General features: G+C 35.4%; 13 protein-coding genes. 8 read left to right on the forward strand and 5 right to left on the reverse strand.

Going from position 1 to position 12856, the window contains the following annotated elements; translation table 11 throughout:
* Positions 1–115 precede the first annotated feature (115 nt).
* Genes ACFSTE_RS03280 through ACFSTE_RS03290 form a run of 3 tightly spaced genes read right to left on the reverse strand, consistent with a single transcriptional unit; the run spans position 116 to position 3370 of the window.
* The gene (locus tag ACFSTE_RS03280) at positions 116–745 is read right to left on the reverse strand and encodes a response regulator (protein WP_176029380.1); all 630 of its coding nucleotides are present in this window, start codon (positions 743–745) and stop codon (positions 116–118) included.
* Positions 742–2628 carry a sensor histidine kinase gene (locus ACFSTE_RS03285; RefSeq protein WP_176029381.1) on the reverse strand — a complete coding sequence of 629 codons (1887 nt, stop codon included), beginning with the start codon at positions 2626–2628 and terminating at the stop codon, positions 742–744. The genes ACFSTE_RS03280 and ACFSTE_RS03285 overlap by 4 nt, the downstream gene beginning before the upstream one ends.
* Positions 2629–2644: 16 nt before the next feature.
* Entirely contained in the window at positions 2645–3370 is a 726-nt protein-coding gene (locus ACFSTE_RS03290; RefSeq protein WP_378256234.1) for a hypothetical protein, read from the reverse strand.
* A 363-nt stretch (positions 3371–3733) separates the two neighbouring features.
* On the opposite strand from ACFSTE_RS03290, the gene ACFSTE_RS03295 reads away from it, so the two are divergent.
* A complete protein-coding gene (locus tag ACFSTE_RS03295) occupies positions 3734–4120 on the forward strand; it encodes a pyrophosphohydrolase domain-containing protein (protein WP_176029383.1) in 387 nt (128 codons plus the stop codon).
* A gap of 151 nt (positions 4121–4271) precedes the next feature.
* On the opposite strand, the gene ACFSTE_RS03300 is transcribed toward ACFSTE_RS03295, so the two are convergent.
* A complete protein-coding gene (locus tag ACFSTE_RS03300) occupies positions 4272–5339 on the reverse strand; it encodes a branched-chain amino acid aminotransferase (protein ID WP_378256232.1) in 1068 nt (355 codons plus the stop codon).
* Positions 5340–5516: 177 nt separating this feature from the next.
* Here ACFSTE_RS03300 and ACFSTE_RS03305 point away from each other — a divergent pair, with 177 nt between their 5' ends.
* The 3 genes from ACFSTE_RS03305 (at position 5517) to ACFSTE_RS03315 (ending at position 7732) form a co-directional block, all read left to right on the forward strand.
* Positions 5517–6020, forward strand: a complete 504-nt coding sequence (locus ACFSTE_RS03305) for a DUF4920 domain-containing protein (protein WP_378256230.1) — start codon at positions 5517–5519, stop codon at positions 6018–6020.
* The gene (gene mnmD / locus ACFSTE_RS03310; RefSeq protein WP_176029386.1) at positions 6020–6703 is read left to right on the forward strand and encodes a tRNA (5-methylaminomethyl-2-thiouridine)(34)-methyltransferase MnmD; all 684 of its coding nucleotides are present in this window, start codon (positions 6020–6022) and stop codon (positions 6701–6703) included. Before ACFSTE_RS03305 ends, mnmD begins: the two co-directional genes overlap by 1 nt.
* A 108-nt stretch (positions 6704–6811) precedes the next feature.
* On the forward strand, positions 6812–7732 hold the full coding sequence (locus tag ACFSTE_RS03315) for a TIGR01777 family oxidoreductase (RefSeq protein ID WP_378256228.1): 921 nt from the start codon (positions 6812–6814) through the stop codon (positions 7730–7732).
* 60 nt (positions 7733–7792) lie between these two features.
* On the opposite strand, the gene ACFSTE_RS03320 is transcribed toward ACFSTE_RS03315, so the two are convergent.
* A complete protein-coding gene (locus tag ACFSTE_RS03320) occupies positions 7793–8464 on the reverse strand; it encodes a YceI family protein (protein WP_378256226.1) in 672 nt (223 codons plus the stop codon).
* A 165-nt stretch (positions 8465–8629) separates the two neighbouring features.
* On the opposite strand from ACFSTE_RS03320, the gene ACFSTE_RS03325 reads away from it, so the two are divergent.
* The 4 genes from ACFSTE_RS03325 (at position 8630) to ACFSTE_RS03340 (ending at position 12856) form a co-directional block, all read left to right on the forward strand.
* Complete coding sequence (locus ACFSTE_RS03325) at positions 8630–9172, forward strand: nucleotide exchange factor GrpE (protein ID WP_176029389.1); 543 nt, start codon at positions 8630–8632, stop codon at positions 9170–9172.
* Positions 9173–9179: 7 nt separating this feature from the next.
* Positions 9180–10286 carry a molecular chaperone DnaJ gene (gene dnaJ / locus ACFSTE_RS03330; protein WP_378256223.1) on the forward strand — a complete coding sequence of 369 codons (1107 nt, stop codon included), beginning with the start codon at positions 9180–9182 and terminating at the stop codon, positions 10284–10286.
* 334 nt (positions 10287–10620) lie between these two features.
* Positions 10621–11553, forward strand: a complete 933-nt coding sequence (locus ACFSTE_RS03335) for an ABC transporter ATP-binding protein (protein WP_176029391.1) — start codon at positions 10621–10623, stop codon at positions 11551–11553.
* Complete coding sequence (locus ACFSTE_RS03340) at positions 11546–12856, forward strand: ABC transporter permease (protein WP_176029392.1); 1311 nt, start codon at positions 11546–11548, stop codon at positions 12854–12856. The genes ACFSTE_RS03335 and ACFSTE_RS03340 overlap by 8 nt, the downstream gene beginning before the upstream one ends.

Raw genomic sequence — 12856 nt, forward strand, 5'->3', positions numbered from 1 at the left:
TTATAGTATTGCTTATTTTTTTAAAGCATCCCTGGTATAGCCGGGGATGTTTTTTTTATATCAGGGGGTAATGAGTATTTTGACTTGGATAATAGCCTGCTTAGAGGAGGGTGGATTACTCAAAGTCGTATTTTTTCTCGATTGCATACCTGAGTAATTCCCCCTTGCCTTTCAGACCCAATTTCCGGATGATATTTTTGCGATGCGTTTCAATTGTAGAAACGGAATTAAATCGAATCGCTGCAATCTCTGAAGAAGATTTCCCTTGCCCTATCAGCGTTAGAATTTGACGCTCACTTTTAGAAAGTAATTGTTTTTTAGTTTTATGACCTGTTGTTGGCAGAATAGAAGAGATGTCAATAGCTTCATCATAATAGGTGTTTCCTTTGACAACCTCTTGTATGGCGATTAATACTTCTTCCAAAGGGGAGTTTTTTAGGAGGTAGCCAGAAGCACCAGCCTCAAACATTTGTCGTATGGCTTCTTCCTGATCAAACATAGAAAAAGCAATAACCTTTATATGAGGATATTCTTTTTTGATGATAGAAGTAGCAGCAATACCATCAATTTTTGGCATTCGAATATCGGTTAGGACAACCATAGGTTGTTTCCTTCTGATAATGTCTAATAATGCTTCTCCGTCATTAGCCATACCGATTACGCTAATCTCCTCTTCATATTTCAATAGAAGAGTAACGCCGTCGATAAGTGATTGGTGATCTTCTGCAATGGCAACTGTAATCATATGGGAATGTTTATAATAATATTAGTTCCTTTATGGGGGGTGCTATCTATTTCGAAAGTACCTTCCAGATACTCGACGCGTTTTTCTATATTTTTTAACCCCATTCCATCCTTGTTAGGAAGTATAGTGGCATCAAAACCTTTGCCATTATCTTCTACAATAATATTGAGTAATGCATCGTGATTCGTTAGAGAAATGTCTACCTCTGTAGCATCAGCATGCTTTATTGTGTTGGTAATCAATTCCTGAATGATTCTGAAAATAGAAATTTCCAACGTGTTATCTAGTCGTTCTTCTAAATTATAATCTTGTACTGTAATCTGAAGTTTATTAGCAGCTGAGATTTTTTTTGCCAGCTGTTTTATAGCGGGGAGTAACCCTTGATTAGCCATGACTCCGCTGTTTTTTTCATGAGCAATTGTTCGTACTTGTTGATAAGCTTCCTCTAAAAGGAGGTTTGTTTGTGTAAAGAGGGCTTCTTTATCTTTTATTTTTGGGTTTTGTATGTTCTTGTGTAAGTGCTGAAAATGAAGTTTTGCAGAAGCTAGAGTGCTCCCCAGATCATCATGTAGATCATTTGCGATACGTTGGCGTTCTTTTTCCTGTCCGAGGATCATAGCATCTATAGTTTGTAGCTCTTGTTCTTTCAGTATTTTATCAATTCGCTGGACTTCAATTTCTCGTTCTTGAGCTGCGATTTTTTGTTTCCGAAGCATGTTTTTATATAACAGAAAAATAATACAGAGTCCTAGTGATAGAAGTATTCCCGAAAGGAGTAATAAGTTTTTTTTGTCCTTTTTTAGCTGTAGGTTTTCGTGTTCTTTTTCTTTGGTTTTGTAGAATGTCTGAATGTCATTAATGGCAATTTTATGTTTGGTAAGATCCAGGCTGTCCTGAATTCTTTTTTCTATTTCCTGAGCTTGATATGCTTGCTTGTAATTGTGTAGCTGAAGGTGTGCGCTTTTTAGGTATTGAAATACACTTAATCGCTCTTGTAAGTTTTGATAAGGGAGTTTTTTTGCTCGGAGGCTATCTAACTTTGCGATCGTCTGTTTGTATTCTTTGTTTTCAAATAGTAAAATCGCCCGGTTAATTTCTAAACCGTATGATTTGATATTACAACTGAGGTTGGAACAATGAGCATATGAGTTACTGGCGAGCGTATAATAGTGGGTTGTACTGTCTTTGTTTTGATGAAATATCATATAATAACTCCCGGTAAGTTGCAAAGCTTCTCCGATCAGGATAGGATTAGCTGTTCTTTTGGCAAGATGAATAAGGGTGCTGAATTTGGTAGAAGGAGCACTTTTCCCCGTAGCATAGTTTTGTTGCATTTTTAGCCCCAGAGAATAATAATTGTATTTGTACTGTTCATAGGGATCATATAAGTAATGCTTGTACCTTGTAAGTGCCTCTTCTAAAGAAGAAATGTTTTTTTGGGTCTTAAAAAAATAATTACAAATCCGTCGGATTGCCTCAGCAGCTAAGATCTCTTTGTCATGTGCTTTTGCCATATGAAAAGCCGTTTCATATTGCTTGATAATGCTGGCATCAGAGAATTTTTCAGTACCCGATAGATAATCTCCATATGCAATGTGAAATAAAATTTGTTGATTCTGATCAGTAGGAGAAATAGATCGGAATTGATCAAAAGTAGTAGATTGAATTTTTTGAAAAGTTACAAATTGCAATTCGCAGTCAACAAAAGATTGCATGAAAGGGGAAGTAATGCGTTGCGATTGCTCTTCTACATTTTCAATGTTATTATTTTTTAAGTGGAAGAGTATTTTTTTAAGAAGGTTAATTTCATCATTATTCTGGGAGTACGATGTGGAAATCCCAACGCATAAGAGTATAATAATGAAATTAACCTTAGTCTTCATTTAGTATATAGTGTACTTACATCATAAGTTTTACGGAACAGATTACTCCATTACAGCATCGCTTATCTAGTTTGGTTATAAAATCTTTATCAATATACGAACTGTTTATTTTATCAGACAGCCCATCCAATGTTCTTTTTAATGCATTAGCAGAAAGCTTGATATCGATATGCTCTCCTTTTTTTACGGTTTGATTGTCAATATCCAGGGATACAGATCTGCTGGCATTAGGAGCATTTGTGGGGGTGTTTAGATCAATATCGGCATGAAGAAAATAATCATATCCTTTATTTTCTGGTGCAGGAACAAGCTTGGAAATGGAACTAATAGTGAAATAAGTAGCTGGATCTTCAAAAATAGAACGTACAGCTAAGTGAAGCTTGGTAATTTTGAAATGTTCAGTCCCTTCAGGGGTTCCGTCAATAGTACAGACCAACATAAAAGGTAGTTTTTCCGGGTCAGAGCTCAGATGTACAATTTGTGGTTTTTTGTGGGTTAAGTCCAGGTTAAAAACAATTTTGTCCTGTGTGACACTGTCTCTTTTTCTACTGATAGATAAATCACTGGCTAATCGACGAAAATTCGTTTGGAAACTAGTGTTTTCCTGACAATTCGCAAGCGCTTCTTTCAGGGCGAGAAGTTTTTTGTCTTTATTGTCATTGTCTTCGTTTTGAAAGATATTGCATCCGGTAACGGATAAAAAGGAAACAATACATACATAAAGTAAAAATTTTGATTTCATAGTATTGGAATTTAATGTGTTGTAAAAGGATAAAAATCCTTAAAATTTTGCACATATTCCATACCCAGTGATGGGGATTCTATAAAATAATAAGATAAACAGTACTAATGATCAGGGGATTTCAGCTAGTTTATGGATGTAGATACGTCTTTAAACCAAAGAGAAGTATGATAAAAACGATAAATCCAGCCAAAATAAATAAGGTACCCTTATAGTATTTTTTGTGTAGTTGGATATCTTTTCTATAACTGAAAATCATAAGCAAGATAAATGCAATGACAAAAAATCCGGCAAATACTAATTGACCTGTACTAAACATATTTTGCTAATTTTACCGCAAATATAACTCATAAAAAGATACGGATGAAGGATAAAATAAAGGCAGTTCAGGATTTTCATACAGCATTTAAGATCGGATATAAGAATGAACCCATGGCAGATTTGGGGTCTGCAAAAAACAAATTGCGTTTTGATTTGATGAGAGAAGAGAATGAAGAATATCTCGAAGCAGCAGAAGATGGAGATCTGGTAGAGGTTGCAGATGCGTTGGGTGATATGTTATATATCTTGTGCGGGACGATTATAGAACATGGTTTACAACATAAGATCGAAGAAGTATTTGATGAAATTCAACGCAGTAATATGAGTAAGTTAGGAGAAGATGGAGAACCAATATATCGGGAAGACGGTAAGGTATTAAAAGGCCCTAATTATTTCAAACCTGATATCAAAGCTATTTTAGATAAATAATTACGTTGATAAAAAATAACATTATACGCGAAATGGTATTGTACTCTTGAGAGAGAAGAGAACCTCGAAGCATATAAGTTTCGATAACCAAGAATTATAAAACCCCTCCTAGGAGGGGTTTTATAATTACAGTAATAACAAAAGTTATTGTTTATATTTTATGTCTCCAGTTGAATGGATCTTCTGCTTTATTGTATTGAATATTCATCAAAGCTGTTTTAAACAAGGAAGCAAAGGAGTTCTCTTGTTTTTCGAGTTCGTAGTGGTTTCCTTGGTATCCAAAAGCTTTGACAGGGCTGATAACAGCGGCTGTTCCAGCACCAAAAATTTCTTTGAGACTTCCATCCTTGGCAGCTGCCACAATTTCGCTAACTTTTACAGGTCTGACATCTACAGAAACCCCTTCTTTCTTAGCAATATCGATTAAACTTTTTCGTGTAATTCCATCCAATATTCGATCACTAGTTGGAGCTGTAAGCAGGGTGTCGTTTACTCTAAAAAAAACATTCATAGTTCCCGCTTCTTCCATATACTCATGCGTGTCAGCATCAGTCCAGATAACCTGCTGATACCCTTCTTTTTTTGCTAAATTCGTAGGGTAAAACTGAGCTGCATAATTCCCGGCAGCTTTAGCATATCCAATTCCTCCGTTAGCGGAACGGCTAAATTTTTCGGCCACCAATACACTGACATCTCCACTATAATATGCCTGAGCAGGAGAGCAGATAATCATGAACTTGTATTCATTTGCTTCAGAAGCAGAAACACCTGCCTGCGTAGCAATTACAAAAGGTCTGATGTATAATGAATTTCCAAAACCAGGTTTGATCCATTCATTATCTAATTTGAGTAACTCCGTTAATCCGTCAAAGAAATAATTCTCAGGGAATTCGGGCATTGCCAGACGTGCGGCAGATTTGTTTATTCTTTTGAAATTTTCATCTGGTCGGAATAAAAAGGTATCTCCATTGTCATCTTTATAAGCTTTCATTCCTTCGAAAACGGCTTGCCCGTAATGAAAAACACGAGCAGAAGGATCAAGAGTGAGCGGCGCATATGGAGTGATCTTTGGAGTTTGCCATTTTCCGTCAATAAAATCACAGACAAACATATGATCTGTAAAAATATTACCGAAAGTTAGGTTTTCAAAGTCTACTTGTCCGATTTTAGACTCATTTGCTTTGGTGATTTCAATTGCTTGTTGAGTTGAACTCTTCATCCGATTAACTATTTTTTAGGTTGTGAAAAGTGTAATAAACTCAATAAATGTTTATTACGATTTAATGATTAAAAAAGAAATAGCCAATTTTAATCTGACACAAAAATACCTTTTTCTACGTAATTAATAATTTTTTGAATTGCTTAATTTTACCAAATACGACAATAGACAAAAAATATGAGAAAATTTATAGTATTGGTATTCGGAGCAGTGACATTATATGCGTGTAAAAACACGAATACAAAAGGAAAAAACTTAATAGAAAACTTACCCCTGGAGCAATATCAAGCATATGGACAAAAAATAGAAAAAGGAACTGTTTTTTCACCGGGTGAATTGGCTGCCCAATATCATGAGATGAAAGAGGGAGATACTATTGCTATGATGTATAAAAGTACGGTTAATAGTGTGTGTAAGGTCAAAGGTTGCTGGATGAGAGTTGCTATTGATGATAAAGAAGAGAACATGGTAAAGTTTAAAGACTATGGTTTTTTTGTTCCTATGGATATCGAAAACAAAGAAGTAATCGTAAAAGGAAAAGCGTTTGTAACAGAGGTATCTGTAGAAGAACAACGCCATCTGGCAAGTGATGCAGGTAAAAGTGAAGATGAAATAGCAAAAATAACAACTCCTAAAAAGACATATTCTTTTGTAGCTGATGGAGTTTTGATAAAGAGTTAATGGAGCATAAAACTAAAAGAGAAATTATCATTACGGGAGATGGTTCGGTAACGATTCATCTTCCCGAAATTAATGAACAGTATCATTCCAAACACGGAGCTATCAATGAAGCAAAACACGTATTTATTAAAAGTGGACTTCAGTATATATGGGAAAAAGAAAAAAAGGAGGAAACAGCCATTCTGGAAATAGGTTTTGGAACAGGGCTTAACGCATTTATTACGTTTTTAGAAAGTAAAAAAAGCGGGAAAGCAATCCAGTATGTTGGAATTGAGGCGTATCCTGTACTAATGGATGAAATTGAGAAACTAAATTATGCTCAACAATTAGAAGCCCTTCATGAACAGGCTACTTTTATGAGCCTTCATGAATGTGAGTGGGAAAAAGAAAAAAAAGTATCAGATACTTTTTCTTTGACTAAAAAACAAATGTTGTTTGGCGATATAAAAGATGTAGCGTCGTATGATTTGATTTATTTTGATGCCTTTGGAGCGAGAGTACAACCAGAGTTGTGGACAGTTCAGATTTTCGAAATAATGTTTGCAGCCTTACGGGATGGAGGTGTTTTGGTCACCTATGCAGCCAAAGGAAGTGTAAGAAGAGCAATGGAAGAAGTAGGTTTTTCGGTAGAAAGACTGCCAGGACCTCCTGGTAAGAGAGAAATGTTACGGGCTGTAAAATAATATTTTTTACAGATAGCTTGTCTTCAGAAGAATTGTGTTAAACCTATAATAAAGAGGCGGCTTTTCATAAAAGGAAGTAGTATTTTTACTCAACTTTAACTTAACTTAATGAGGATTCTAATTACTGGAGCTACGGGGTTGGTCGGTCAGGAAATTGTGAGGTTATGCCATGATTCAGGGATGGATGTGAATTATCTTACCACGAGTAAAAATAAAATAAAGACTGGAAAAGAAAATTATCAGGGGTTTTATTGGAATCCCGATACTAAAGAAATTGATTCGTCCTGTTTTGAAGGAGTGACGACGATTATCCATTTGGCAGGAGCAACTATAGGAAAGCGCTGGACTACTTCTTATAAAAAGCGAATCGAATCCAGTAGAGTAGAAACGACAAATTTATTAATAAGCACATTGCAGCAACAAAAGCATCAGGTAAGACAAGTGATTGCTGCCAGTGCCATAGGGATTTATCCAAGTTCATCCCAAAACTACTATACGGAAGAAAGTACGGAGAGAGATTCAACTTTTCTTTCAGATGTAGTACAAAAATGGGAAAAAGCAGTAGAAGGCTTCAAAACATTGGGGGTGAGATTAGGCATTTTGAGGATCGGTTTGGTGTTATCTCACGAAGGAGGCGCTTTACCTCAAATGGCAAAACCAATAGAAAAAGGAGTAGGAGCCGTAATAGGGAAAGGAACACAATGGCAGAGTTGGATTCATTTAAAAGACGTAGCCAGAATGTTTCTGTTTGTTCACGAAAAGAAATTAGAAGGAGTCTATAATGCAGTAGCCTCTAATCCGATATCTAATAAAAAACTCACCTATGCAATAGCGAGTCAGCTGGGTAAAAAAATACTATTACCGAATGTTCCTGAGTTTGTATTACGGTTTTTACTGGGAGAGATGTACGTATTACTGGTAAGTAGTCAGCGGGTTTCTAATGCCAAAATAGAAAAGAACGGATTTCAGTTTTATTACGAAAATATTTATCAGGCGCTTGAAGAAATTGATGCGCATAAAAAAAACTGACACCAGATCAGAACAGATGTCAGTTTTTTAATGCTTTTGTAAAGCATCATCCTATTCGGATTATGCTTTTTTGGCTTTTAAGCTTACTTTGATCTCAATATCGTCGTTGATAAACTTATCTCCTAGGTTTTCGAATACAGATTTAGATCCGTAGTTTACTCCCCATTCTGTACGGTTAATTGTGAATACGTCACTAGTAATAGTAGTTTCAGAATCATTAGAAGAGATAGTTGCCGGGAAAGAGATATTTTTCTTGATACCTTTTAATGTTAGGTTTCCTTCGATCACAGTTTTTCCATCTTTTTCATTTACAGCAGTAATTTCGAAAGCACCATCTTTAAACTTGGCTACATTAAAGAAGTGATCTTCTTTACCTTCACCTTCACCTTTTAAGTGTGCTTCAAGACCTGCTTTTTCGTCACCTTCTAAGTCAGTAACAGTAATTGTAGTCATGTCTATAGCGAATGATCCTCCAAGTACTTTGTTCTCCTGAACTTTTAATGTACCATTCGATAGCGCGATAGTTCCCATATGTTTACCTGTAGGCTTAGATCCTGTCCATTCGATAGTACTAGCTGCAGGGTCTACAGTATACGTAACTGCCACAGCAGGAGCTTCTTTTACTTCTTCAGCCTCCTTAGCAGTAGTTTCATTTTTTTTCTCTCCTTTACAAGAAAAAGCAAGGATTGAAAGTGCCGTGACTGCAGCAAGTTGCATTAATTTAAATTTCATAATAAAGAATTAAAGGTTTAAAATTTGGTCAAAAATATTTCTTTCTGATGTCTTCTGTCTTAAATATATATTAAAATATTATTGTGACATTATGACATTTATTGAAAAATGGCAGTACTTTTGCACCTGCAATAAAGAAAAACTTATAAAAAAGATACGTTTTACATGAGTAAGAAAAATAAAAAAAACGATGATCTAAAAGATCAAGTAGAAGAAGTACTTGATGCGCCTGTTACAGAGAAAGAAAATGAAGAGGTTGATGTAGAAGCACAGCTAAAAGAAGAACTGGAGAAGGAAAAAGATAAGTTTTTGAGACTCTTTGCAGAGTTTGAAAATTATAAAAAAAGAACCTCAAAAGAACGTTTAGAGCTTTTTAAAACAGCAAGTCAAGATGTGATACAATCAATGCTACCCGTATTAGACGATTTTGATAGAGCGCAAAAAGAAATCGAAAAATCGGAAGATGAAAACCTGATCAAAGGGGTAGAATTGATTCATAATAAACTCAAAGAAACACTAAAGAGTAAAGGACTTTCAGAAGTAGAAGTTGCTGCTGGTGATACGTTTAATGCAGATGATCATGAAGCGATTACCCAGATTCCTGCACCTAGTGATGATTTGAAAGGGAAAATAGTTGATGTTATTGAAAAAGGATATAAGCTTGGCGATAAAGTCATCCGTTTTCCAAAGGTAGTAACCGGACAATAAGACATTTATGAAAGAAGATTTTTATGACATACTAGGTATTAGTAAGGGAGCTAGTCAGGCAGAAATCAAAAAAGCATATCGTAAAAAAGCAATTGAATATCACCCAGATAAAAATCCGGGAGATGCGACTGCAGAAGAGAAGTTCAAAAAAGCAGCAGAAGCATATGAGATATTAAGTGATCCTGATAAAAAAGCACGTTATGACCAATTTGGTCATCAGGCATTCGAAGGCGGAGGTGGCTTCGGAGGTGGTGGAATGAATATGGATGATATATTCAGTCAGTTTGGAGATATCTTTGGTGGTGGTTTTGGCGGCTTTGGCGGCTTCGGAGGAGGAAGACAACGAACGGCAAAAGGAAGTAATCTTCGTATTCGTGTGAAACTGTCTTTAGAAGATATCGCGAATGGAGTCGATAAAAAGATTAAGGTAAAAAGAAAAGTTAAGGCTCCTGGAACTACATATAAAACATGTAGTACCTGTAATGGTTCAGGACAAGTTACCAGAATTACCAACACGATTTTAGGAAGAATGCAAACGTCCTCTCCATGTAATGTGTGTGGAGGAACCGGACAAATGATCGATAAAAGACCAGCCGATGCAGACGCTCAGGGGTTGAAGATTGTCGAAGAAACCGTAAGTGTAAAAATCCCGCCAGGAGTAGAAGAAGGAATGCAGCTAAAAGTAGCAGGAAAAGGAAATGAAGCACCTGGGAATGGAATTGCAGGAGATCTGCTGGTTGCCATAGAAGAAAAACCTCATACAGAGTTACAACGAGAAGGAGATAACCTGCATTATGATTTGTATATCAGTTTCTCAGAAGCTGCTCTTGGAGCGTCCAAAGAAATTGATACAGTAAGTGGCAAAGTGAGAATTAAGATAGAAGAAGGAGTTCAGAGTGGAAAAATATTGAGACTTAGAGGAAAAGGAATTCCAAGTATTAATGGATACGGAAGAGGTGATCTATTAGTACATGTCAATGTTTGGACCCCAAGAACCCTGAGCAGAGAACAAAAAGAGTTTTTCGAAAAAATGGCAAAAGATGAACATTTTACGCCAAAACCCGAAAGTGGAGATAAATCCTTTTTTGAGAAAGTAAAAGATATGTTCTCATAAAAACGATATAAAGAAATAAGAGAGGTCGTAATGATTTGATTTCTTTAACATATGGTTAAGAAAAATTTGTATATTTGAGCATCACTAAAAATGTTTAGTGATAATTTTTCTTTTTCATAGCAATTTTTTTCCCATCCTTAGTATTCGTATTCAGGGTGGGTTTTGTTTTTGGTTTATAGGATATTGTACCGAAATAAAATAAGTAGGTAAATAAAAAGTTATGAAGACATTATAATTTTGTAATTATGCAACTGAAAACGCGTGGAACAGAATTTTATTCTTGAAAATTCATCCGTTTTTATTTACTTGAAAAAATAAATTACAACCATTATTTATGACCAATGTATTAGAGGTACAGCACGCAACAAAACGCTTTGGAACTTTTACTGCGCTTAATGACGTGTCCATTCAGGTACCTAAAGGAAGTGTATTCGGCTTATTAGGGCCCAATGGGGCTGGTAAAACTACATTGATACGAATCATTAATCAAATCACATACCCCGATCAGGGAAAGGTTTTTCTGGATGGTCAACCTCTGGAACCACAACATATAAAAGATATAGGGTACCTGCCAGAAGAAAGAGGACTTTATAAATCGATGAAAGTAGGAGAGCAAGCACTGTATTTAGCACAATTAAAAGGGTTGAGTAAAACAGAAGCAAGAGAACGATTAAAGTACTGGTTCGATAAGTTTGAAATTTCACATTGGTGGAATAAAAAAATACAAGAGTTGTCCAAAGGGATGGCGCAAAAAGTTCAGTTTATTGTTACAGTATTACATCGCCCAAAATTGTTGATTTTTGATGAGCCATTTAGTGGTTTTGACCCTATTAATGCTACGGTTATAAAAGATGAGATCTTACAACTCAGGGAAGAAGGTGCTACTATTATTTTTTCTACACATAGAATGGAAAGCGTAGAAGAATTGTGTGATCATATCGCCTTGATTAATAAATCAAAAAAGATATTAGATGGGAAATTGACAGATGTAAAAAGAGCTTATAAATCAAATACCTTTGAAGTGGGGTTGATGACAGATAATGCAGCGGGAATATTAGAGCAAATTAAAAGTAAGTTTAAGGTGTCTCCTGCCGATTTTAGAACAATTGATGAGCAACTAAAATTAAATATTACCCTTGGAAAGGAAGATTCTCCGAATGATTTATTAGGGTATTTATCTGGTCAAGCACAGATTTTGCGATTTAATGAAGTAATTCCGGGAGTAAACGAAATATTTATTAAAACAATTACAGAAGAGAATGCATAATTTAAAACTCATTATCAAAAGAGAGTTTATGGCGAGGGTTCGCAACAGGACATTTGTAGTAATGACCTTTTTAAGCCCCCTGATTTTTATTGGTATGATCTCATTGATTACTTGGTTGGCAACGATTAATAATGATGAGATACATAAAATAGCCTTCGTAGATGAAACAGAAATGTTCTCAGCTGATTTAAAAAATGAAGGGAACATAGAATATATTGATTATTCCCATCTGAACTGGAAAGTAGCAAAGGATTCGGTTAAGCAGCAAAAGTTATATGGACTACTGTATATTCCTAAAAAAGAAGGTACTGATCAGTTAGCAACATCTATCCAGTTTTATGCAGAAGAAGCCCCCAGTCCTTCTATATTAAGTAAAATAGAGCAGGTAATATCAGCAAAAATAACAGAACGTAATTATAGAGAAAAAGGACTAAACCTCGATGTTATCAAAAAATCAAAATCAGAAGTTTCTATTCTCGTTGAAGATTTTTCAGGAGAAAAGACTTCAAAAATGGCTAGTTACGTAAAAATGGTTTTTGGAGGCGTTGCCGGATATCTGTTGATGATGTTTATTATTATTTACGGAAATATGGTGATGCGATCTGTTATTGAAGAAAAAGCAAACAGGATTATAGAAATTATTATTTCTTCGGTAAAACCTTTTCATTTGATGTTGGGGAAAATACTAGGGACTTCTTTTGCAGGAGTTTTACAATTTATTATCTGGGTATTTTTAGGAATGATTTTAATGACTGTGGGAACCTTTGTTTTTGGAGTAGATGTAGAACCTGTTCAGTTACAGGAGGTCAATAAAATGATCGCTTCGAATGGAGGTATGATTGATGATATGACGAATATATTTGTGGAAATACAACGATTACCGTTAATAACACTTACGATTTCTTTCCTGATTTATTTTATTGGAGGTTATTTCCTGTATAGTGCTATTTATGCAGCTATTGGAGCAGCTGTAGATAGTGAAACTGACTCTCAGCAATTTATGCTGCCTGTCATATTGCCATTAATGCTGGGGATTTATGTGGGGTTCTTTTCTGTTATAGAAAATCCGCATGGAACGGTATCGACTATATTCTCCATGATTCCGCTGACATCTCCTATCGTAATGTTGATGCGTATACCTTTTGGGGTACCCTGGTGGGAAGTAGTGATATCGATTGTTTTATTATTCGGAAGTATTACCTTTATTACCTGGTTTGCAGCAAAAATATACAGAGTTGGGATTTTGATGTATGGAAAAAAAGCGAGCTATAAAGAACTCTTTAAATGGTTAAAGTATAAATAG

The sequence above is a fragment of the Aquimarina hainanensis genome (genome assembly GCF_042684685.1).
GTDB lineage: Bacteria > Bacteroidota > Bacteroidia > Flavobacteriales > Flavobacteriaceae > Aquimarina > Aquimarina hainanensis.

Coding starts and splice junctions, on each gene's coding strand:
- ACFSTE_RS03340 (WP_176029392.1), top strand. CDS start 11,546: ATGCATAATTTAAAACTCATTATCAAAAGAGAGTTTATGGCGAGGGTT.
- ACFSTE_RS03325 (WP_176029389.1), top strand. CDS start 8,630: ATGAGTAAGAAAAATAAAAAAAACGATGATCTAAAAGATCAAGTAGAA.
- ACFSTE_RS03315 (WP_378256228.1), top strand. CDS start 6,812: ATGAGGATTCTAATTACTGGAGCTACGGGGTTGGTCGGTCAGGAAATT.
- dnaJ (WP_378256223.1), top strand. CDS start 9,180: ATGAAAGAAGATTTTTATGACATACTAGGTATTAGTAAGGGAGCTAGT.
- ACFSTE_RS03280 (WP_176029380.1), bottom strand. CDS start 745: ATGATTACAGTTGCCATTGCAGAAGATCACCAATCACTTATCGACGGC.
- mnmD (WP_176029386.1), top strand. CDS start 6,020: ATGGAGCATAAAACTAAAAGAGAAATTATCATTACGGGAGATGGTTCG.
- ACFSTE_RS03285 (WP_176029381.1), bottom strand. CDS start 2,628: ATGAAGACTAAGGTTAATTTCATTATTATACTCTTATGCGTTGGGATT.
- ACFSTE_RS03335 (WP_176029391.1), top strand. CDS start 10,621: ATGACCAATGTATTAGAGGTACAGCACGCAACAAAACGCTTTGGAACT.
- ACFSTE_RS03300 (WP_378256232.1), bottom strand. CDS start 5,339: ATGAAGAGTTCAACTCAACAAGCAATTGAAATCACCAAAGCAAATGAG.
- ACFSTE_RS03295 (WP_176029383.1), top strand. CDS start 3,734: ATGAAGGATAAAATAAAGGCAGTTCAGGATTTTCATACAGCATTTAAG.
- ACFSTE_RS03290 (WP_378256234.1), bottom strand. CDS start 3,370: ATGAAATCAAAATTTTTACTTTATGTATGTATTGTTTCCTTTTTATCC.
- ACFSTE_RS03305 (WP_378256230.1), top strand. CDS start 5,517: ATGAGAAAATTTATAGTATTGGTATTCGGAGCAGTGACATTATATGCG.
- ACFSTE_RS03320 (WP_378256226.1), bottom strand. CDS start 8,464: ATGAAATTTAAATTAATGCAACTTGCTGCAGTCACGGCACTTTCAATC.